Genomic DNA, 18,322 nt, shown 5'->3' with positions numbered 1-18,322 from the left:
CCACAGGTGTCTTGCTAAAAAGCTGCAATGCTGTCGCCAATACGCTTTTCGTTATTATCGAACTCGATACAGTCAAGCATATCGTTGCCGTTGCCCACTGGTTAGCAATGTACGAAAAGGCGGACACCCATCACCTCACGCGAGGTGATATCATCTAGACATCACTGCGCAGCCTTTGAATCGGATGCTTTATGGAGCAAGCATGATAGACCCAAACTCCCTTACAAGAATATACAAGCAATATGGATTTGAATCCGCAAAGTGTCGAGAAGATGGTATCTATGTCTTTACTATTAGATCAGGACACTTTCATAACGCAGACATTGTAAAAATAAGTGGCCATGGCGACGAAGAAAAAGTATTCGACGAGTTCAAAAAATCTGGTTTCGCCTGCAAAATACGGAAATACGAAAATTCTTCCTCCGTAGAACAAGAGCTTTTCAAGGGCTTTTTTTCTGTAGAATCCACGAAATCTCGCCTTGACAAAGAATATGAAAAACATGCGGACGCCATTACTAAAATACATTCCGACGAAGGTGTATACTCTTATATTAATTCGAACTACACCATCAATGAAAAACCAGGTGAAAGTGATGTAGTGCATGAAATATTTTCAAGGCTTTCTGTTAAAAAACCAGTTTTGTTCTTAGTTGAGGCTGCTGCAGGCTTCGGAAAAACATGTACAGCTTTTGAGTTATTGAAAAAGATCACTACTTGCTCAGCTGATAAAGTTCCGCTTTTTAGCGAATTATCTCGAAATCGCCAAGCTAAGATTTTCCGATATGTATTGCTTGATGAAATTGACCGCAGCTTTCCGCTCCTAAGCTCCGCGCTTGTAAGATCCGAGATCCAAAATGGGAACGTCCCTGTTATTCTGGATGGTTTTGATGAGCTACTCCATCAAAGTAAAAATACAGAAGGCGAGGGTTATAACAACACTGAACCAATGCTTGAAACCATCGGAGAACTACTAAAAAACTCCGCAAAAGTCGTATTAACTACCCGTCGAACTGCAATTTTCGATGGTGATGAATTCCATAGCTGGGTTGAGTCACACAATGAAGATTTTGAGATATACAGAATCAGAATAAGTGAACCCACTATAAATGAATGGATCCCTACCCATCGCCTTGAAGAACTTAGAAATCTAAATTTTCCGATCGACCGGCTAAACAACCCTGTACTTTTATCGTATATTCGATGCATTACAGACCAACAATTCATGGAAGCCATTGACTCACCAGACAAGATCGTTGACAAATATTTTAATTCGATGCTGGAAAGGGAACGTAAACGCCAAGACTTAAGAGTATTACCTAGCGACCAATACAAGATACTCAAACATATCGCTAAGGACATGATGGCTTTAGACTACACATCTGAATCAAGAGATTATATTTCAGAAGTGATTTTCGATGGATTTGGCGATTTACTTGATAGTACACGCAAACAATATCCGGCTGATGAAAGACCTACTTTGGATGAATTGGTAACCAAACTAGCTGGCCATGCACTTCTAGATAGAAGTTCAGATGATGGCCAAGGTATTGGATTTGTAAATGAATTCGTTTTAGGGAATTTTTGTTCAGAATTAATCACCGATGACACTACAGGTGAGTGGGTTGGAAACGCTAGATTTGTTGAACCCTCTGTGGTGGCAACTTTACCTAGGTCGAACATTCGGCGTGAAACATTCTGGCAATCAATAAAATTTTTTCTAGAGTTCCTTCCCGCAAATGAAAAGCTTTCATTCACGATTAGTTTGACCGGCAAAGCCGATATTGAATTATCAGACAGCGCTATAGAAAATCTCGAAATAGGGGCCGTAGAATTAGGCGAGACCCACACTGTTAATAACTATTTATTTATTGGCTGCGCATTCACAAGCACATCTTTCAACACCACTAACTTTCAAAATGTCACGTTTGTGAACTGTAAATTTTATGGTTGCACAATTAAAAATCAAGGTGTTCGCGGTGATATATTCACTCGTGGATGCCACAGCGATACGGAAGATTTTTTAAATCAACTATCTCAGTCTGACAATGCCAATGAACTATTGCCAGATTTAAATGAATCCGTTAAAGCTCAAATATACGTACTTGAAAAATTTTGGCCCCGTGGACGCCCGACCTTTACCAAACACCGGCCTATACGAGTTATCTGCGCTTACAATAGCTTTTTTTCCCAAGAACAAATATTGGCAGCGATTGCAGAGTTGAGAAATAATCAGTATCTCCTTGAGGGTGATAAAATTAGTTTCCTGGAGCTGAATATGACTTTCATTCCTGAAGTAAAAGAACTACTGGGCCTGAATTCATAGAATAAGCGCAACGCTTGAAACGAGAGGCAGAGAGCCAGCCACCGGTAGAATCCAGGCTCTCACACCGAAGGATTCAAGCGCAGATGACTACGCATTACCGGCAGCTGACTCAGGGACAACGTTACCAGATTGAGGCTGGCTTGAGCGCCGCAGAGAGCCAGGCGAGCATTGCAAAGCGGGTCGGCGTGCATCCCTCGACGATCAGTCGCGAGGTTCGCCGCAACAGCACCCAGAATATCTACAAGGCTGTTTCTGCGGCCCATGAAAGTGATGCTCGTCGAGCGGGTGCGCGCAAGTTTTGCAAGCCGGCGACATGGCTCAGCCATCATCTCCCGGTGTGGCTCAAGCATGGCATGAGTCCGGAGCAGATCGCCCAGCGGTTGAAGCAGGAGCAGCCAAGCCGGGCGGTCAGCCATGAGTGGATTTATCGGTTCATTGCCGCCGAACAGCGCGCCGGTGGTGAGCTTTATACCTATCTGCGACATCGCCGAAAGCGCTACCGGAAACGCTATGGAAGCCACGATCGGCGCGGGCAGCTGCGTAATCGCGTGTCAATCAGTGAACGCCCAGCCGAGGTCGAAAGCCGCGAGCGCCTGGGGGACTGGGAGGGCGATACGGTACATGGACTGGGCGGTAACCTGGTGACCCTGGTTGATCGCAAAAGCGGCTATCTGAGCGCCTATCCGGTCAAGCGCAGAACGCGCCGGCAGGTAACGCGGGCGATCAATCTGATGCTTCAGGGCCATGCCGCTCACACGCTGACGCTGGATAACGGAAGGGAGTTTGCCGGGCATGAACGCATCGCGCTACGGAGCCAGTGCCAGGTCTTTTTTGCAGACCCCTATTCATCCTGGCAACGTGGCACCAATGAAAACACCAACGGTCTGCTCCGCCAGTATTTCCCCAAGGGCAGCGACTTCAGCAAGCTGACCGTCGAAGCCGTCAATCGGACAGTAGCGAGGATCAATCTACGCCCGCGCAAGCGCTTGGGCTGGAAGACGCCGTACGAAGTGCATACAGGGGTGAGCGTTGCACTTATGTGTTGAATTCAGGGGGGAAATCCTGAAATGTATAATTCCTCCGAGCTTCGTATCGCAAAGCAGTTACAAGACATGATTGAGGCTGAGCTAGCCAAACTAGGTTTACTTTGCCGGGTCTTTTCGAGATCAAAGTCAGAATATTCGATAGTCAGTAAAATTGATCGGGAACCTGGGAAATATAGCAGCGCCGGAAAAAAAATCCAAGACGTATTCGGCATACGCATTGCCCTTTATTTTTTAGATGACCAGAAAATTGCTATCGATACAATTAAAAATATTTTCACATATGACGACAAATCTTCAACTATTGATTCTCCTGCAGGAAGTAGTTTTTCTGCAACACGATGCAACCTAGTATTTAGATTACCTGATAACTTAGTAGAAACGAGTAATATTTTTAAAAAATACGACTGTATTGACAGGACGTTTGAAGTACAGATCAGAACGATTTTATCTGAAGGCTGGCATGAAGTAGAACATGACCTGAGATACAAATGCAAAGAGGACTGGGAAAGTCACTCAGACCTAGATAGAGCCCTCAACGGAATTTACGCCAGCTTGGAAACTTCAGACTGGAGCATGTTAAAGGTTCTAGAAGATCTGGCGTATCGGCACTACAAACAATCTGAATGGACACAGATGCTCAGAGCAAAATTCCGATTGAGATCGAATGGCACAATCAATCCGGAAATTACTAGCGTCCTAGATGAAAATATCGATGTCGGAAAATCAATCTACAGAGTGGATAGGAAAAAAGTCATGGAAAAACTATCCAACAAGAAAATATCTATTCCAATCACGCCCGACAATATTGTCTACTTGTGCAATTATTTTTTTATAAAATCAGAAAAAATAACCGCCCTCACACCAACTCCGATACTGGATATATTTGAGGAGTCATAGATAGATACAACTCATTAAAAATCAGAAATGCGACCGAATGTAAAATCAGTCGGTCGTAAGCTGAATATTTCAAGACGTAAAGTTTAATTTCACCCTTAGATAGATATCAGCTAGATTTACCCTCTAGTAGGTACCTCTACATATATGGAACCAGCACATTAGTTACCCCACCAACGGGAGGCCTATACCTCACGTTTTATCCGGTAGACCGTTGCAACTCCCACCTCAGCAAGTTTTGCAATGTTTTCCGCAGACATTGTTGGGTGTTTAGCCATTAGCAATTTTACTTTCCCCCACTTTTCGATGTTCTTGCTCTTTCCCTTCGGCGTCCAACCTGGGTCTGCAAGGCGCTTGTTGTCCAATCCTTGTTTAATTCGTTCAACACGCTTTTCTTGGTCAAGGCGAGCCATCGTCGCCATGAGGTCCAGCAGCATGCTGTTAATTACTTCCATTATTTGACCAGTCATTCCCTGATCTTCGATCAACATGTGGCTTGTGGGTAAGTCTGCAATCACCAGACGTAGACCCTTTGTTTTGATCTTGGTTTTCAATTTTTCCCAATCCGACTGGGAGAGACGGCTTAGGCGATCAACGCTTTCACATACGATGCATTCACCTGATTGTGCTGCATCCAACAACCGCATCAATTCTGGGCGGTCTAGCTTTGTTCCGCTGATGTTTTCAGAATACACGCCAGCCACGACAAGACCTTTTTCAGTTACGAATGCATCCAAGCTTGCTTTAGCTCTCAAGGCATCTTGGTCTTTGGTGCTGGCGCGCAGGTACAGATGTGCTTTCAATTTTTGTTATCCTTTATAGTTTAATTTTATAGCCCTATGATAATTCGATCGTATACCTATCTGCAATAGACTTTTGATAGCAAGAAACTAAGATTCATCTGACTATTAAAAAAGTAGAGTTATTTGATAGTGAATCTTTGGCTGAGAATCTCATCAACCACGAGCACAACCGATTGCTTCTGCAAGGAAGGGTGATAAATTTCTACCACCGCGAATGTCAACAACGTAGGTATAGGTTGTGTCCGTTTTTTCTTAGTGCATGGATATCAACTCTCATACAATGGGAAAATTTTTAGGCCAGGAGCCTTTGTAAATGAGTAGTATTCGTGATCTGTGGCGAGGCTTGGTACGTCACCCTGCAAAAGCGTTTGGTTATGCGTTCAGTTCGTTCAGCATGATTTTTACAGTCATCAAGGCGTTGAACCATTTTTCACCACAGATCAAAATCGAAGGTGCAATCCCATTTGCTGCAATTGTGTTGACCAGTCTCGCTGTTGGTATGAAGAAGGTCTGGAAGCCATCCAAGATCGATATCGGTGTAGCCAACTGCGCGACCAAAATCGAAGTGATTTTCGGTGACTTGTTTACGCAAGAAGGTATTAGGGCGATAGCCGTGAACAACTTTTTCGATAGCAAAATTGGCAAGCCCGTATCAGATCGAAGTTTGCACGGGATATTGATTAATAATTGCTTCGGCGGGCATCCTGAACCTTTTGACAAGCAGGTTTTGGCGCAGCTGGCGAATGCCGTTGCTACGGAAGTACCAGAAAAAGTCGAGGGGAAAATTCAACGCTATGACATCGGTACGACGGCGATGCTTGAAGCAAACAAAGAACGATATTTGGTATTTGCACTGGCACAAAGTGATCCACAAACCTGTAAGGCGAGTGCCGATGTTACGATGATGTGGAACGCCTTGAATAAACTGTGGGAGCGTGCGCGGATTGAGTGTGGAGGGCATTCGTTGAATTTACCACTGGTAGGAAGTGGTTTATCTGGCTTGGGCCTACCTACTCGCGACCTACTTAACCTCATAATTCTATCCGCTATTACAGTCACGAAGGCTAGTGAAATAACTACAAAAATACGAATTGTCCTGCATCGTGATAGGTTCGATGATCTTGATCTACGTGAAGTTAAAAAGCACTGGGAGGAAAAATAATGGCATACCGTAATGGTACATACGTCGCTTTTCATGCAAATGGAACTAATATTCCCGGCAAGTCTGACATTGATTATTACAATCTAATGCGAGCATGGTCAGCAAACCCCAACGATGACTTTACGTTGATCAACAGCCACGAGAAAGTAGCTGCGGTACGGGATTCAAGTGCGAAGGAAACGCTGCGACGCTCGCTACATGAGCGCCTAAAAAACTCCAAAAATATGGTTCTTATTATCGGGAAAACCACGAAGTATGATACTGATTGGGTGCCATTCGAAATCGAACGAGCAGTGGACACCTATCAGATACCAATCATCGCAGCCTATGTCGATACTGAAAAACCGATCCGTAACGCTAACGCATGGTCCGCATATTGGCCTGCGGCACTGGCAAAACGTATCAATGACGGTACGGCTAACGTTATTCATATGCCGTTTAGGAAAGCTGCAATCTTGGATGCAATCGGCCAATTCTCACATTACAAGCTCCCTGTGGGTGGTGGCTTGGGTTGTTACAGTGACCAGGCATACAAAAATTTGGGCATTGATGGGTAATGTAGAATTGTTACGCCCCACTGAGCCGAAGAGTTCTTTGATAGGTTGGGGGGCGTACATCAGTCGCCTACGCTGATGCTTGAAGGTTTTTGGCTCGATGGCAGCATCCAAGCGTAAGATGAACTACAGCGAACGGATTTTGCTTTCGAATTCTTGAATCAACGCTACAAAATCGCACCCGAGCACCCGGCACAGGTCGTAAATCTGGATGATGTCCAGCCGTCGAACCCCTCGTTCAACGTCGCTCATGAAGGACTGTGGGCGCCCTAAAGCGGTTGAGCACTGCACCTGTGTCAGTCCAGCATTGATGCGTCGACCTTTTAGCAAGGTCAAAAAAACGTCGTATTCAGATCGGTAAATGGCCTTCGGCATGTGGCTGTCCAGTGCTGAGCAGCCTTACAACCTATATCTGGTTTTCGGATATCTGATTTTCAGATATTCTATTGGCGTGCATCCGCCACCTTATGTCGGGCATGGCAAATTAGAGTTTGAGATTCCTCCAGTGACACAGTTGCTGTAGTCGTGAATACACTTTTGTTTCGTGAGTTGGGAATATTAATGATTAATAAAAAAATAAGTATCGTCGTATCCGTTCTGTTTGCGTCGTTAGCGTGCAGCACAGGGGCAGTAGCTGCGTCAGGTGATCAGGCGGCGACGGAGCGGGCGAAGCATCTTTACGATGCGCTTGCTGTCGAGCATGTGCCAGTGGATATTACAGGCTATTATGCGGCTTACAAATCTAATAAGTTGTCCGCCGACAATCGGTTCCTTGGGCGCTGGAATATGTTCATCGGTGTCGTATCGAATGTATCGAAAGACAGCGATGGCAGTCCCTATATCACCGTCTTTGCCGATGATCGTGGAATTGCGACTATTAAAGCGTATACGTCTCCAAAACAATTAAGGCGCAACGGTGATGGGGTCGTGCAGAACGAACAAACGATAACCAGCCTTATGCAGCTATCAACAGGAACACTGCTATCATTTCAATGTAAAGGTGGCGAAAACGAATATGGCAGGCCGATACTAGATGAATGCTTATTCTGGGATCGCACACAACTTATATCCATGATGAATTCACATTGAATTGGTCTTAGGCTTGAGTGAGAACACCGTTTGCGTGGTGTTTTCTCCAAGTCATTAATTTAGATTTCTGTGACGGAGTTGATATGATGAAAAAAGGATTTAACAAAATTAAATATCCATTAACTGTACTACTTCTTACGTCCTTAGCATCTATGACATGCACTGCTGGCATCGACCCCGGAGCATTGAATTTGTACAATACCAGTCTACAACAAATGTTCAACACTACAGGCTGGAATTTTGCTAAGGCCATAGACACCAAACAAATCTTTAACGACTGGCAAGTAAATCAGGCGCGTGCTGAAATCAAATACAGTAGACCTGGAATTTATCGCGGGCGTGTTAGTAAAATAGTTATGGACAATGGTAATGCCAATTTAATTTTGGACTATGGAGAGAGCACCACTGCGGTGGTAGTTTTAGCGCCCTATCAAGCATCGTCATGGAAAGCTGTCAAAAACCACTTAGAAGTCGCAGAGTTACAGTTAAACCGGGAGTTTTCCGCCAATATCGACTCAGGAGAGGAGTTGTATTTTCAATGCCCGAGGGTTGTATTTAATTTTGGGGTATACCTTGCAAATTGCATCGCATTTTCACCAAACATCGCATTGGGCAAAGCCCGCCCAGAGGTTGTCGATGTTTTTGACGTTGCCGCTCACTTTGATGATTTGATCAGGGCTAGGGCTTCTGAAGGTTGGGCACGGCCACCCTCAGCACGGCAAAACATGACTGTTACGTTACAAATTGGCATGGCCACTGATGGGACAATTATGTCAGTCGACATCGACAAGTCGAGCGGTGATCCTTCATATGATCGCTCAACAGTGGCAGCGATCAAAAACATCGGTCGACTGTCGGAAGTACAGGAAATGAAACCAAGTGACATAGCTAAATACCGGCTATTTAAGATGTCATTTACACCGGATGATTTGACATTATGATTTAGTTAAAGATTAGCTAGATTCTGCGGCACGAAGCAAAGCCTCCTACAAGCCCGTATGAGCGCGGATTTTAGTTGTGCGCCACAAAGATATTGGAGGCAACTGAAACCTTGATCAGCGCGACTACAGGAGGCGTACTCAACAAGAAACAAGTCATACTGCCATTAACTTTTCCAAAACTGTTAATTCTTTACTTTTTGGTTCTAATTTAGAAAAACCAAACCGTCGATATGATTCTCCCGTGCCGAAATGCTTATCTCTAATCTTCGCCAGATAACTCAGATGATAAAAGCAGTCAGCGAAAGCCTGTTTGTCGTCACGTTCCAAGAAGTGCAACGTTTTGGTGAAGTGCACCGTACCACCTGTAAGCTCTTGCCAGCGACTTTCGAATAACTTCCACATACCGGTATGCCCGCCGCCCGAAATCAGCCCTAGATTGCGCTCCAGGGTCTGGAAGCCGAAGAACACATGGTAGTGTGGGTTGGCGGTTTTTCCGATTTCCTTTACCCAGCCATGAATGACCCGCTTATGATTTCTCCAATCGCTTGAACCAAGATCGGCCTTGCACTTCTTGATGTACCGACTAAGCATCATATTTTCATGCTTAGGATTGATAACGTGATCCACCGGAAAGTGTAGGTCGATTCGAACCACTGTCATGCGAGAGTGGTAACTTTGCAGATTAATCATTTGGTTGTGCATACGATCTAAAATAACTGGATAGACACCGTAACCCTTGGATTTGCTGGCGTTCACTTCAAACCCTTTGAACGTATCATTGAAGCTTTCTTTCATTTTCATTTTCTACTTGCGTCCTATTTGTCTTGATTCTTATTATGGCGATCATAATATATAAAATGTTTTGTTATGGTTTATTGATTGTTATATATAGATATTACAATGGTGCACGCAGCCAAATGCTCTCCATGCATTGCTGGCGGCTGGTTTCAGATGATTTTATGGTTAGACAGAAGAGGTATTGCTGTTTCTGTACTGGAATAATACCGCACCAACATCACACGATAAACATTCAGACCAAATAAGCTGCGAAACTCGCCTCCAAAACGGCACGACACCACACTACCAACCTATAGCAGTCTTGAAGACATCAGTGAACAGCCCTAGCACATGTTCGAAATGCGTATCGATTCAAAGCGTAACCAAAGTGGAATGCTTCAGATGCTCGCTGGTGAGGGGATCGACCAGATTGGAGTAGTACAAAGCAGTAGTACAATCCAGAATGCAAAAAACCCCGCAAACGATTGATTTGCGGGGTTTTTCTAAATGTGGCGGTGAAGGAGAGATTCGAACTCTCGATACAATTTCTTGTATACACACTTTCCAGGCGTGCTCCTTAAGCCACTCGGACACTTCACCGTATCTCTTCAAACAAGTTCTGTCTGTCGAGGCGCGCTAATGTAGTCGAAAGCTTTCGATATGACAAATGTTTTTTTCAGAATTTTCATGTGCTTACGAAAATAGTCCTTTTGGCGGTATGCCACGGGGGGGCGTTTCTGCCAAATTCCGGCACCGCAGCTTTGCCCGTTCAGGCAAAAACCCTGCTCCGCTGCCCTCTATATAGAAGGTGCAGGCCAATTGCATGACTCACCGGTCAGTCATGGCCCTTTACCTGGGCCACGGGGCTGGGTAACGTCTGCCCCACTTCATAACAAGGATTTGCGCCATGAGTGACTTGATTGCCTATCACCTGGAAGACGGTATCGCCACGCTGACCTTGAGCAATGGCAAGGTCAATGCCATCTCCCCGGATGTGATCACTGCGTTTAATGCCGCCCTGGACCAGGCCGAGCAGGATCGCGCTGTAGTCATCATTACCGGGCAACCAGGCATTCTCTCTGGCGGCTATGACTTGAAGGTGATGACCGCCAGCCCCGAGCAAGCCATTGAGCTGGTCAGACAGGGCTCGACCCTCGCTCGTCGCCTGTTGGCGCATCCGTTCCCGGTGGTGATTGCCTGTTCCGGCCACGCGGTGGCCAAGGGCGCATTTCTGCTGTTGTCGGTGGATTACCGTATCGGCGTGGAAGGCCCGTTCAGCATCGGCCTGAACGAAGTGCAGATAGGCATGACCATGCACCATGCCGGTATTGAGCTGGCCCGCGACCGGCTGCGCAAATCGGCATTCCACCGCTCGGTTATCAACGGTGAGATGTTCACCCCGCTCACCGCAGTTGACGCAGGCTTCCTCGACAAGGTGGTCAAGCCTGATGAGCTGCAAGCCGCAGCCCTGGAAGCCGCCCGCCAGTTGAAGAAGATCAATATGAGGGCCCACAGGAACACCAAGCTCAAGGTGCGCAAGGAGCTGCTGGAAACGCTGGACAAGGCAATTGAAGAAGACCAGCACCACCCGCTCTGACCCTCCCCCCCTGAAATACCGGTCCCGACCGCAACCTGCGGTCGGGATTGTGCCTGCCTGACGTCCCCCTGCAATCATTCTCAAACTGCTCTGGCCCGCCTCTTACAAAGCTCGTTGAAACAAATGCTAAAACTTCAGCTATCTCCTACTTGTATCGGGGTAATTGCTGAAGACAGTGCACATCCGTACACTGCGCCGACTTTTGTTTTGGCGAGCCTGTAAATGCTACTTTCGATGCGTATGTTGTTGATGTGTCTGCATTTTATGCTTGCAGGCGTACTGGGTGTAATACTGGGCATGTGCCGTCCCTTCAATCCGGACAACAGCCGCCTGTGCGCGCGCCTGTATGCCTGGCCGTCCCGCTGGATCCTGGGCTACAGACTCAAGGCCGAGGTCGGACCGCTGATGGACAAGCCGCAAAGCTGTGTGGTGATTGCCAATCATCAGTCCAACTACGACCTGTTTATATTCGGCAACGTGGTACCGCGCCGCACTGTGTGCATCGGCAAAAAAAGCCTTAAGTGGGTGCCTCTGTTCGGCCAGCTGTTCTGGTTGGCGGGCAATGTGCTGATCGATCGGGGCAATGCCCAGAAAGCCCGCAAGTCGATGCTGACGACTACCCGCACCCTGCAAGAGAAAGACACGTCCATCTGGGTATTCCCGGAAGGCACGCGCAATTTCGGCAAAACCCTGCTGCCTTTCAAGAAGGGCGCATTCCAGATGGCAATCACTGCCGGGGTGCCGATCGTACCGGTGTGCGTTAGCACTTATAGCCAGCACCTGCAGCTCAACCGCTGGCACAGTGCCGATATCCAGATCCGTTCACTGCCTGCCATCCCGACAGCCGGCCTGACCCTGAATGACATCCCGCAGTTGATGGAACAGTGCCACGAGCAGATGCGTGAATGCATTGAAGCCATGGACCGGGAACTGCTGAGCCAGAAAAACATTCACTTGCCACCCCTGTCCAAGGGCAACTCGACAGTATCCAACCCGAACCACTGAACCTTTGTCGTCTCAAAGTGGCCAATAGCACGCTAAGCTGCATCTTCGTGCCATAACCCTTTGAAGAAGAAGCGATTAGAACTATGGGGAGAGTTGTTGCTGCTGCGGTTTATAACGCAGGCAAGAAAGTCACCAATATCACGCTGGACGAAGGCATTGAGTGGGCGAAAAAGCCTGGTCACTTCGTCTGGATTGGTCTGGAGCAACCCGACGCGCAAGAGCTGGCCAACTTGCAACGCCAGTTCAACCTGCATGAACTGGCCATCGAAGACGCCCTTGAGCAACACAGCCGTCCCAAGCTCGAGACCTTTGGCGATGCGCTGTTTATCGTGATCTATTCGCCGGTTCGCCATGAAGGCAAACTGGAGTTTGTCGAAACCCATATCTTTGCCGGCAACGGCTATATCATCACCAGCCGCAATGGCCATTCAGCCTCTTACAAATCCGTGCGCCAGCGTTGCGAAGCACGGCCGCTGCTGCTGGAGCATGGTGAAGACTTTGTGCTGTATGCCCTGCTCGACTTCGTTACCGAGAGTTATCAGCCTGTCAGCGAAGCCATCCATGCCGAAATCGAGCAGCTCGAACAAAGCATCATGGGCAATGCCCTGAATGAGGCGGACATCGTCCACCTGCATGGCCTGCGCCGCGATGTACTGCGTCTGCGCCGCTATGTGGCGCCCATGGTGGAGATCAGCGAAGAGCTGCAGCGCCTGACCTTCCCCTTTATCGACAAGAACATGCGTCCGTATTTTCGTGATGTGCAGATTCACGTCACGCGGCAGATGGAAGACCTCACCAACCTGCGCGATGCCGCTACCCAGACCATTGAGATCGTTGTGCTACTGGAGTCTTCACGCCAGAGCAATGTACAGCGCAAGTTCGCCGCCTGGGCGGCCATCCTGGCGTTCCCCACTGCCGTGGCGGGGATTTACGGGATGAACTTCCAGAACATGCCGGAATTGACCTGGCACTACGGCTATTTCGGTGTGCTGGGGTTTATTGCGGTGGGCGTCACCGGCCTGTGGACCAGCTTCAAACGGTCTGGCTGGCTCTAACCCTCCCACCTATATCGAGCCGGATATCAGACGATCTGCGGCTCGTGCGACACAAAACGCATCATCCACTCGGCAACGGTGCGGCCATGATGTTCCTGGCCCAGGCTGGCGATACCGCTGCTGTAGACCTGCTCGCCCAGATGTTCCTGGCGCAGGTCAAGCAAGGCCCGCGAATAGTCGTGGATAAACTCGGGGTGGCCCTGGAAGCACAGCACCTGATCATTGATGTGGTAGGCAGCAAACGGGCAGAAATCGCTGGAAGCAATGACCGTGGCGTTCTCCGGCAAGGCCGTAACCTGGTCCTGATGGCTGATCAACAGCGTCAAGTCCTCGACCACCGGGTTCATCCACGGTGCCTTGGCAGCCAGTTTGTACTGATGGGTGCCCACGCCCCAGCCTTGAGTGGCGCGCTCGCTCTTGCCACCCAGCAGCAGCGCCAGCAATTGATGGCCAAAGCAAACGCCCAGCAACTTGTCACCGCGCTCGTAGCGGGTCAACAAGTAGGTTTTGAGGGTTTGAATCCACGGATCGTTGCCAAATGAGTCCGCCTTGCTGCCGGTAACCAGGTAAGCATCGAACGTCTGGTCATCAGACGGATATTCGCCATGCATGACATTGAAAACAGTGAACTGTGCCGCGATTGGCTGCGTGGAGAACAGGCGCACAAACATTTGCCCGTAGCCCTGATATTGGTCAACAAACTCTGGACGCAGAATGTCGGTTTCCAGAATGCAGATGCGTAGCGACATAAAAGTACCTGGCACGATAAAGGCGAAAGTAATGATGACAACAGATCCGAGCCTGCCCTGAAAGGGTATTTGATGGCAAGTACTGAACGTAGTAATCGCCCTGCAACCCCTGAAAACGGGGGCCTTTTGTAGGACAAAACAGGGCTGCACTGCACTCCCTGACGAACGGTAGGGGGCTAAGAATATGGACACCAAACGGGCCCGTTGCGTCTAGATACGGGTCGGCAGGTCAGGGGTAAAAGACTTAATAGCGTTTTAGAAACTTACTGCACTTGGATGATGTTAAAGGGTTCTAAGCCATGTCTTATGGGGGCTCTAAGGTTAACCCTGTTGCCAGGGCCGCTTTCTTTTCGAGGCATTAATCTCTTGGCGCAGGCATTGTCGTTCAGGAAAAACAAAAAAAGGCAGATAGCCATGTTCAAACATACGAAAGTACGTCAAGCCGGTCTTATCCTCTTTGCTACCACCTTGCTGCTGATCTTGCCGAACCTGACAAAGGTTATCGGTTAGACATGCCAATATGCCGAAGACGTGCGCCCCTGCGCGTCTTCGCGGGCTAAAGTTGCTGGCTATAAAACAGAACGGCCGGCCCTGAGGCCAGCCGAGAAACGATCAAACACCTTTCAATTGAGCAGGCCACGCACCTCCTGCTTCACGCCCCAACCTTCGATAATTCCTCCCAGCGGCACGACTACTGCTTCAAAGTCCTGCTCGAAATCGCCGATGCCCCCATAGGTGGCATACATCACCTTACTCAACTCCAGATGCCATGCACCGTCATCTCGCACATTGATCTGCGCATTCAGGGACTCACCACAAAATTTTTGTGCAGCTCTGCGCGCCCGCTCCTCGTCCGGGAAGATCGCGTAAAACTCGATGGGATGGATACGTGAAAAATCAAAACCGCCTTCTTTCATGCGGCGCAGCACATAGCTGCTGAGGTCTTCTTGATGGGCTGTGCTCATGAAACGTCCTCCTCGCAATGGATAGACATTCAGCGCTCCCCTTCGGCAACAGTCGGGCCGTGACAAGGGAAGAAATAAGCATGTAGCAAACAAGATCAGAGCCAGTCGATTACTTCGCTGGTCTGGTTGCAGAGTAGCTCCAGGGTGCGGGATCTGCCAAGGGGGCAAGCCATGAATTTCAACAGGTTTTTTCGTTTGTCGGAAAAAACCGCGCCCGGTACCCGGACAGATGCGCTGTCCAGGACCCGGCTTGCGCTGCTGTGAGTTACGGCTTTTCAGCGCGCTCTTTCAGCCCTTTGAGGGTATTGAAAGGCGCATCGACCACAAACTTGTTGGCCAACCAGGAAGGCACGCTGCCGCCCGGCTCGGTGTGTACCTGATAGGTCACTTCGGTCAGGTTGTCACCTTTGGGCACCAGCTTCCAGAAGCCGTTGACCTGGGCAACCCGTACAAAGCCCTTTTCTTCCGGGATATAGGTCGGCAGGCCTTTGAGCGTGCGGGTCAGGCTGCCATCTGCGCCTTGGGTAGACGTTACCAGCAGCACCGAATCTCTCGGGGTAACCGGCCACGGTGTTTTGAACTGGGTGTAAGTCCAGCTCTGGTCGCCCTCATGCTTGAGCAGCTTTTGCGACTGGCACTCATGGATCCAGGCACAAGCGCTGGCCACGTCTTCCTGCAACTTGCTGATTTTGGCCAGTGGCGCCTTGATGGTCGTCACGCCCTGGTACGCCTTGTACTGGGAGCCGGCCACCTCACTCAGCGACACCTTGATGCCGTCCTGATCCTTGGCAACCTTCCAGTCTTCAGCCTGAGCCACACCCGCCAGCAGAGCGCTCAAACCACAGATCAATGCCACTTTATGCAACGAACCCATTGTCTTGTTCCTTATTGTTGAAGGTTTGTTCACTGGACACGAACACACTATGCAGCGGTCACCTGCTCCCACCAGCCAATCAGGTTGATGGCCTCTTCCCGATTGCTGCCGCACACCTCGATATCTGCCTTGAAATCACCACACACCGCAGGGCGTTGCGGCTGGCCGAATAAACCGCACAAGTAGTCGACAGAAAGATGCAGGCAGCGTTCCCCGGCAGGCTTGCCATTGGGCATACCGGGCAGCGGTGTACTGATGGAAGGGGCTATGCAGCATGCGCCACAGCCTTCACGGCAATTCATGACGTCAGCTCCTCGTTCGGGGCAAAGTGTGTTGATGACAAGGGATAGTACTCGCTGGAACAGGTGTTTGAAATTGACCGTTCAGCAGAATGTGCCGATAAATGACGGTGACTGATCAGTCAGTTTAGAAGGCTGTTTTACAGCGCTCGACACTTATTGTTTGAACTCGAAATCCAGTGCCGCACCTTCGATTTCATTGTGTCGATATTCATTGCGCAATTGCAGGTCCATTTCATTACTGAGCAAACGCCCATTGAGCTGAAAAGGGCTTTCTTCGACAGACTTTTCGCCAAACATATTGGGCAGTAACGGTTTGTGCGCAGGCATGGCTACCGTGCCCAAGGGCCGCAGTTGCTTGACCATCTCGGGCGGCAGGCGCAGGTCGAGCTTGGCAGCAGGCAAGGGCTTTTTGGCGATTTCATGGGCCGACCGGGATTTTGTGGCGATTGGCTTACGCTTTTTGACCGGCGCTTTTTTCTCGCTGGCGGCAGATTTTGCCGATGAATGGACAGATTGCGTCTGCGCAGAAGTGGATGCGGGGAGCACCGGATCTGCTGTTGCAACGACTGCATTGAGCGCACTCAAAACACCCATCAACACAAGACTCGCACAATATGTCGCTTTCATAACTCCCACAGCTTTAACGGTTCAGGTGCGTATGCTCGCGCTTTACGCACAGGGGAACAAGGTAATTATAGTCAAAATGCCATACCGGCTATTGCCGAGCCACCATATAGACCTGCAGTTTCCTGGCAGAGCTGGTTGGCAAGCATGCCAAGCGTCATCAGGGCCCGCTCGGCTTCCCGATTCCAGGGCGTGCCGCAGTTTAACCGGATGCAATGATTGAACTGCTCGGTGTTACTGAAAATCAGCCCCGGCGCAATACTGATGCCTTGTTGCAGCGCCCGCACATGCAGCTCCTGGGTATTGACCCGGCCCGGCAAACTGACCCACAGGATAAAACCACCGCTGGGGCGGGACATCTGCGTCCCTTCCGGGAAATGCTGTTGCACTGCCAGCTGAAAAGCACTGAGGTTTTTTCTGTATTCCTGGCGGATATAGCGTAAATGGCGGTCGTAACCGCCATTTTCAAGGTAAGCCGCCACCCCCATTTGGGTCACGCTGCAGGCCGAATGGGTGGTAAAGGTTTGCAGGCGCTGGATTTCCTGCTGAAACTTGCCCGCAATCATCCAGCCGATTCGCACACCGGGTGACAGGGTTTTGGAAAAGCTCGAACAGTAGATCACCCGATCCAGGCGATCAAAGGCCTTCAAGGCCTTGGTGCGCCCGACCTCGAGCATCAGTTCGCCATAGATATCATCTTCCACAATCTGGATATCAAAGTCCGAGGCCAGGCGTAGCAGCTGCTTTTGCCGCTCTTCAGGCATGGTCCCACCCAGGGGGTTGCTCAGGCGCGTGGTCAGCACCAATGCCTTGATCGACCATTGGTTGGCGGCCAGTTGCAGGGCTTCAAGGCTCATGCCGGTGGCCGGGTCACTGGGGATTTCAATGACTTTCAAACCCAGCAGGTCAGCCAGTTGCAACAAGCCGTAGTACGTTGGCGACTCCGCCGCGATCAGGTCTCCGGGGCGGGTCAGCACCCGTAATGACATTTGCAGGGCATCGACACAGCCGTGGGTGATGATCACTTCAGACGGATCGACCACCACGCCAGCATCGCGCATGCGTATTGCCACCTGGCGGCGCAGGGGTTCGAAGCCGGGGCTGAACATATAGCTGAACGCCCGCGGGCTGTGAAAGCGGGTGACCTTGGCCAGTTGCTGGTGCAAAGCGCGTACAGGCAGGTAATCGACACTGGGCACAGCCGCTCCCAGCGGGAACACACCTTCGCGGCGGGACTCGACCAGGACTTGCTGGATAATGCTGCTGCGGGTGACCAGCCCCGGACGCTCGACACGGGCGATATCCGGAGTGGGTGCGGTAAGTGCCGGGGTCTGGTGCACATAATATCCGGACTGTGGCCGTGCCCGGATCAACCCCTGGTCTTCAAGATTGGCGTAGGCCTGCAACACCGTGGCATGACTGACGTTGAGCTGCGAGCTCATCTTGCGCACCGAAGGCACACGCTCGCCCGGCTGATAAACGCCACGCCGGATATCTTCAGCCAGCTGCTGAGCGATACGTTGGTAAAGCAAAAGGTTGGTCATGGCGCTGCACTCGATGTT

General features: G+C 49.6%; 18 protein-coding genes, 1 tRNA gene and 1 pseudogene. 10 read left to right on the top strand and 10 right to left on the bottom strand.

Going from position 1 to position 18,322, the window contains the following annotated elements:
• Positions 1-202: 202 nt before the first annotated feature.
• The 3 genes from V6L81_RS10080 to V6L81_RS10070 all read left to right on the top strand — a co-directional run bounded on the left by V6L81_RS10080 (position 203) and on the right by V6L81_RS10070 (position 4,266).
• Complete coding sequence (locus V6L81_RS10080; RefSeq protein ID WP_338661117.1) at positions 203-2,323, top strand: hypothetical protein; 2,121 nt, start codon at positions 203-205, stop codon at positions 2,321-2,323.
• A gap of 83 nt (positions 2,324-2,406) precedes the next feature.
• On the top strand, positions 2,407-3,369 hold the full coding sequence (locus V6L81_RS10075) for an IS30-like element ISPpu17 family transposase (protein WP_004577240.1): 963 nt from the start codon (positions 2,407-2,409) through the stop codon (positions 3,367-3,369).
• A gap of 21 nt (positions 3,370-3,390) precedes the next feature.
• On the top strand, positions 3,391-4,266 hold the full coding sequence (locus tag V6L81_RS10070; RefSeq protein WP_338660654.1) for a RelA/SpoT domain-containing protein: 876 nt from the start codon (positions 3,391-3,393) through the stop codon (positions 4,264-4,266).
• 182 nt (positions 4,267-4,448) lie between these two features.
• On the opposite strand, the gene V6L81_RS10065 is transcribed toward V6L81_RS10070, so the two are convergent.
• Positions 4,449-5,066 carry a recombinase family protein gene (locus tag V6L81_RS10065; RefSeq protein ID WP_338660653.1) on the bottom strand — a complete coding sequence of 206 codons (618 nt, stop codon included), beginning with the start codon at positions 5,064-5,066 and terminating at the stop codon, positions 4,449-4,451.
• A 313-nt stretch (positions 5,067-5,379) separates the two neighbouring features.
• On the opposite strand from V6L81_RS10065, the gene V6L81_RS10060 reads away from it, so the two are divergent.
• Positions 5,380-6,228 (top strand): macro domain-containing protein, encoded by an 849-nt coding sequence (locus V6L81_RS10060; protein ID WP_338660652.1) that lies wholly within the window; start codon positions 5,380-5,382, stop codon positions 6,226-6,228.
• A complete protein-coding gene (locus V6L81_RS10055) occupies positions 6,228-6,785 on the top strand; it encodes a TIR domain-containing protein (RefSeq protein ID WP_338660651.1) in 558 nt (185 codons plus the stop codon). Before V6L81_RS10060 ends, V6L81_RS10055 begins: the two co-directional genes overlap by 1 nt.
• 123 nt (positions 6,786-6,908) lie before the next feature.
• Here V6L81_RS10055 and V6L81_RS10050 read toward each other — a convergent pair whose 3' ends face one another.
• On the bottom strand, positions 6,909-7,157 hold the full coding sequence (locus V6L81_RS10050) for a helix-turn-helix transcriptional regulator (RefSeq protein WP_338660650.1): 249 nt from the start codon (positions 7,155-7,157) through the stop codon (positions 6,909-6,911).
• Between the two features lie 186 nt (positions 7,158-7,343).
• On the opposite strand from V6L81_RS10050, the gene V6L81_RS10045 reads away from it, so the two are divergent.
• Positions 7,344-7,871 (top strand): OB-fold protein, encoded by a 528-nt coding sequence (locus tag V6L81_RS10045; RefSeq protein ID WP_338660649.1) that lies wholly within the window; start codon positions 7,344-7,346, stop codon positions 7,869-7,871.
• 644 nt (positions 7,872-8,515) lie between these two features.
• Positions 8,516-8,812: pseudogene (locus V6L81_RS10040) on the top strand (cell envelope integrity protein TolA); the annotation flags it as partial.
• A 153-nt stretch (positions 8,813-8,965) separates the two neighbouring features.
• On the opposite strand, the gene V6L81_RS10035 reads toward V6L81_RS10040, so the two are convergent.
• Positions 8,966-9,613 (bottom strand): inovirus-type Gp2 protein, encoded by a 648-nt coding sequence (locus tag V6L81_RS10035; RefSeq protein ID WP_338660648.1) that lies wholly within the window; start codon positions 9,611-9,613, stop codon positions 8,966-8,968.
• Between the two features lie 486 nt (positions 9,614-10,099).
• Positions 10,100-10,189 (bottom strand) — tRNA-Ser (locus V6L81_RS10030).
• A gap of 307 nt (positions 10,190-10,496) precedes the next feature.
• Between V6L81_RS10030 and V6L81_RS10025 the strand changes: the two genes are divergently transcribed.
• The 3 genes from V6L81_RS10025 to V6L81_RS10015 all read left to right on the top strand — a co-directional run bounded on the left by V6L81_RS10025 (position 10,497) and on the right by V6L81_RS10015 (position 13,246).
• Positions 10,497-11,186, top strand: coding sequence for a crotonase/enoyl-CoA hydratase family protein (locus tag V6L81_RS10025; protein ID WP_095019389.1), 690 nt, complete (start codon positions 10,497-10,499; stop codon positions 11,184-11,186).
• Positions 11,187-11,408: 222 nt separating this feature from the next.
• On the top strand, positions 11,409-12,191 hold the full coding sequence (locus V6L81_RS10020) for a 1-acyl-sn-glycerol-3-phosphate acyltransferase (RefSeq protein WP_095002261.1): 783 nt from the start codon (positions 11,409-11,411) through the stop codon (positions 12,189-12,191).
• A gap of 83 nt (positions 12,192-12,274) precedes the next feature.
• A complete protein-coding gene (locus V6L81_RS10015; protein WP_095002262.1) occupies positions 12,275-13,246 on the top strand; it encodes a magnesium and cobalt transport protein CorA in 972 nt (323 codons plus the stop codon).
• 26 nt (positions 13,247-13,272) lie between these two features.
• Here V6L81_RS10015 and V6L81_RS10010 read toward each other — a convergent pair whose 3' ends face one another.
• The 6 genes from V6L81_RS10010 to V6L81_RS09985 all read right to left on the bottom strand — a co-directional run bounded on the left by V6L81_RS10010 (position 13,273) and on the right by V6L81_RS09985 (position 18,304).
• Positions 13,273-13,995 (bottom strand): amidotransferase, encoded by a 723-nt coding sequence (locus V6L81_RS10010; RefSeq protein WP_338660647.1) that lies wholly within the window; start codon positions 13,993-13,995, stop codon positions 13,273-13,275.
• A gap of 623 nt (positions 13,996-14,618) precedes the next feature.
• Entirely contained in the window at positions 14,619-14,960 is a 342-nt protein-coding gene (locus V6L81_RS10005) for a ribonuclease E inhibitor RraB (RefSeq protein WP_016779973.1), read from the bottom strand.
• Positions 14,961-15,225: 265 nt separating this feature from the next.
• Positions 15,226-15,834 carry an START domain-containing protein gene (locus V6L81_RS10000; RefSeq protein ID WP_095020313.1) on the bottom strand — a complete coding sequence of 203 codons (609 nt, stop codon included), beginning with the start codon at positions 15,832-15,834 and terminating at the stop codon, positions 15,226-15,228.
• Between the two features lie 47 nt (positions 15,835-15,881).
• Positions 15,882-16,136 carry a YkgJ family cysteine cluster protein gene (locus tag V6L81_RS09995; protein ID WP_016779971.1) on the bottom strand — a complete coding sequence of 85 codons (255 nt, stop codon included), beginning with the start codon at positions 16,134-16,136 and terminating at the stop codon, positions 15,882-15,884.
• Between the two features lie 153 nt (positions 16,137-16,289).
• Entirely contained in the window at positions 16,290-16,763 is a 474-nt protein-coding gene (locus tag V6L81_RS09990) for a translation initiation factor 2 (RefSeq protein WP_338660646.1), read from the bottom strand.
• 71 nt (positions 16,764-16,834) lie between these two features.
• On the bottom strand, positions 16,835-18,304 hold the full coding sequence (locus tag V6L81_RS09985) for a PLP-dependent aminotransferase family protein (protein ID WP_338660645.1): 1,470 nt from the start codon (positions 18,302-18,304) through the stop codon (positions 16,835-16,837).
• Between the last annotated feature and the right edge of the window lie 18 nt (positions 18,305-18,322).

Origin of the sequence: Pseudomonas bubulae (assembly GCF_037023725.1) — a bacterium.
GTDB lineage: Bacteria > Pseudomonadota > Gammaproteobacteria > Pseudomonadales > Pseudomonadaceae > Aquipseudomonas > Aquipseudomonas bubulae.
Note: the sequence above shows the minus strand (reverse complement) of the source record. Positions and strands in the feature narration are given on the sequence as shown.

Bases quoted from the DNA above. Each gene is read 5' to 3' on its own strand.
- V6L81_RS09990 (WP_338660646.1), bottom strand. From the start codon at position 16,763: ATGAAAGCGACATATTGTGCGAGTCTTGTGTTGATGGGTGTTTTGAGT.
- V6L81_RS09985 (WP_338660645.1), bottom strand. From the start codon at position 18,304: ATGACCAACCTTTTGCTTTACCAACGTATCGCTCAGCAGCTGGCTGAA.
- V6L81_RS10080 (WP_338661117.1), top strand. From the start codon at position 203: ATGATAGACCCAAACTCCCTTACAAGAATATACAAGCAATATGGATTT.
- V6L81_RS10035 (WP_338660648.1), bottom strand. From the start codon at position 9,613: ATGAAAATGAAAGAAAGCTTCAATGATACGTTCAAAGGGTTTGAAGTG.
- V6L81_RS10050 (WP_338660650.1), bottom strand. From the start codon at position 7,157: ATGCCGAAGGCCATTTACCGATCTGAATACGACGTTTTTTTGACCTTG.
- V6L81_RS09995 (WP_016779971.1), bottom strand. From the start codon at position 16,136: ATGAATTGCCGTGAAGGCTGTGGCGCATGCTGCATAGCCCCTTCCATC.
- V6L81_RS10025 (WP_095019389.1), top strand. From the start codon at position 10,497: ATGAGTGACTTGATTGCCTATCACCTGGAAGACGGTATCGCCACGCTG.
- V6L81_RS10055 (WP_338660651.1), top strand. From the start codon at position 6,228: ATGGCATACCGTAATGGTACATACGTCGCTTTTCATGCAAATGGAACT.
- V6L81_RS10020 (WP_095002261.1), top strand. From the start codon at position 11,409: ATGCTACTTTCGATGCGTATGTTGTTGATGTGTCTGCATTTTATGCTT.
- V6L81_RS10060 (WP_338660652.1), top strand. From the start codon at position 5,380: ATGAGTAGTATTCGTGATCTGTGGCGAGGCTTGGTACGTCACCCTGCA.
- V6L81_RS10045 (WP_338660649.1), top strand. From the start codon at position 7,344: ATGATTAATAAAAAAATAAGTATCGTCGTATCCGTTCTGTTTGCGTCG.
- V6L81_RS10005 (WP_016779973.1), bottom strand. From the start codon at position 14,960: ATGAGCACAGCCCATCAAGAAGACCTCAGCAGCTATGTGCTGCGCCGC.
- V6L81_RS10000 (WP_095020313.1), bottom strand. From the start codon at position 15,834: ATGGGTTCGTTGCATAAAGTGGCATTGATCTGTGGTTTGAGCGCTCTG.
- V6L81_RS10010 (WP_338660647.1), bottom strand. From the start codon at position 13,995: ATGTCGCTACGCATCTGCATTCTGGAAACCGACATTCTGCGTCCAGAG.
- V6L81_RS10015 (WP_095002262.1), top strand. From the start codon at position 12,275: ATGGGGAGAGTTGTTGCTGCTGCGGTTTATAACGCAGGCAAGAAAGTC.
- V6L81_RS10070 (WP_338660654.1), top strand. From the start codon at position 3,391: ATGTATAATTCCTCCGAGCTTCGTATCGCAAAGCAGTTACAAGACATG.
- V6L81_RS10075 (WP_004577240.1), top strand. From the start codon at position 2,407: ATGACTACGCATTACCGGCAGCTGACTCAGGGACAACGTTACCAGATT.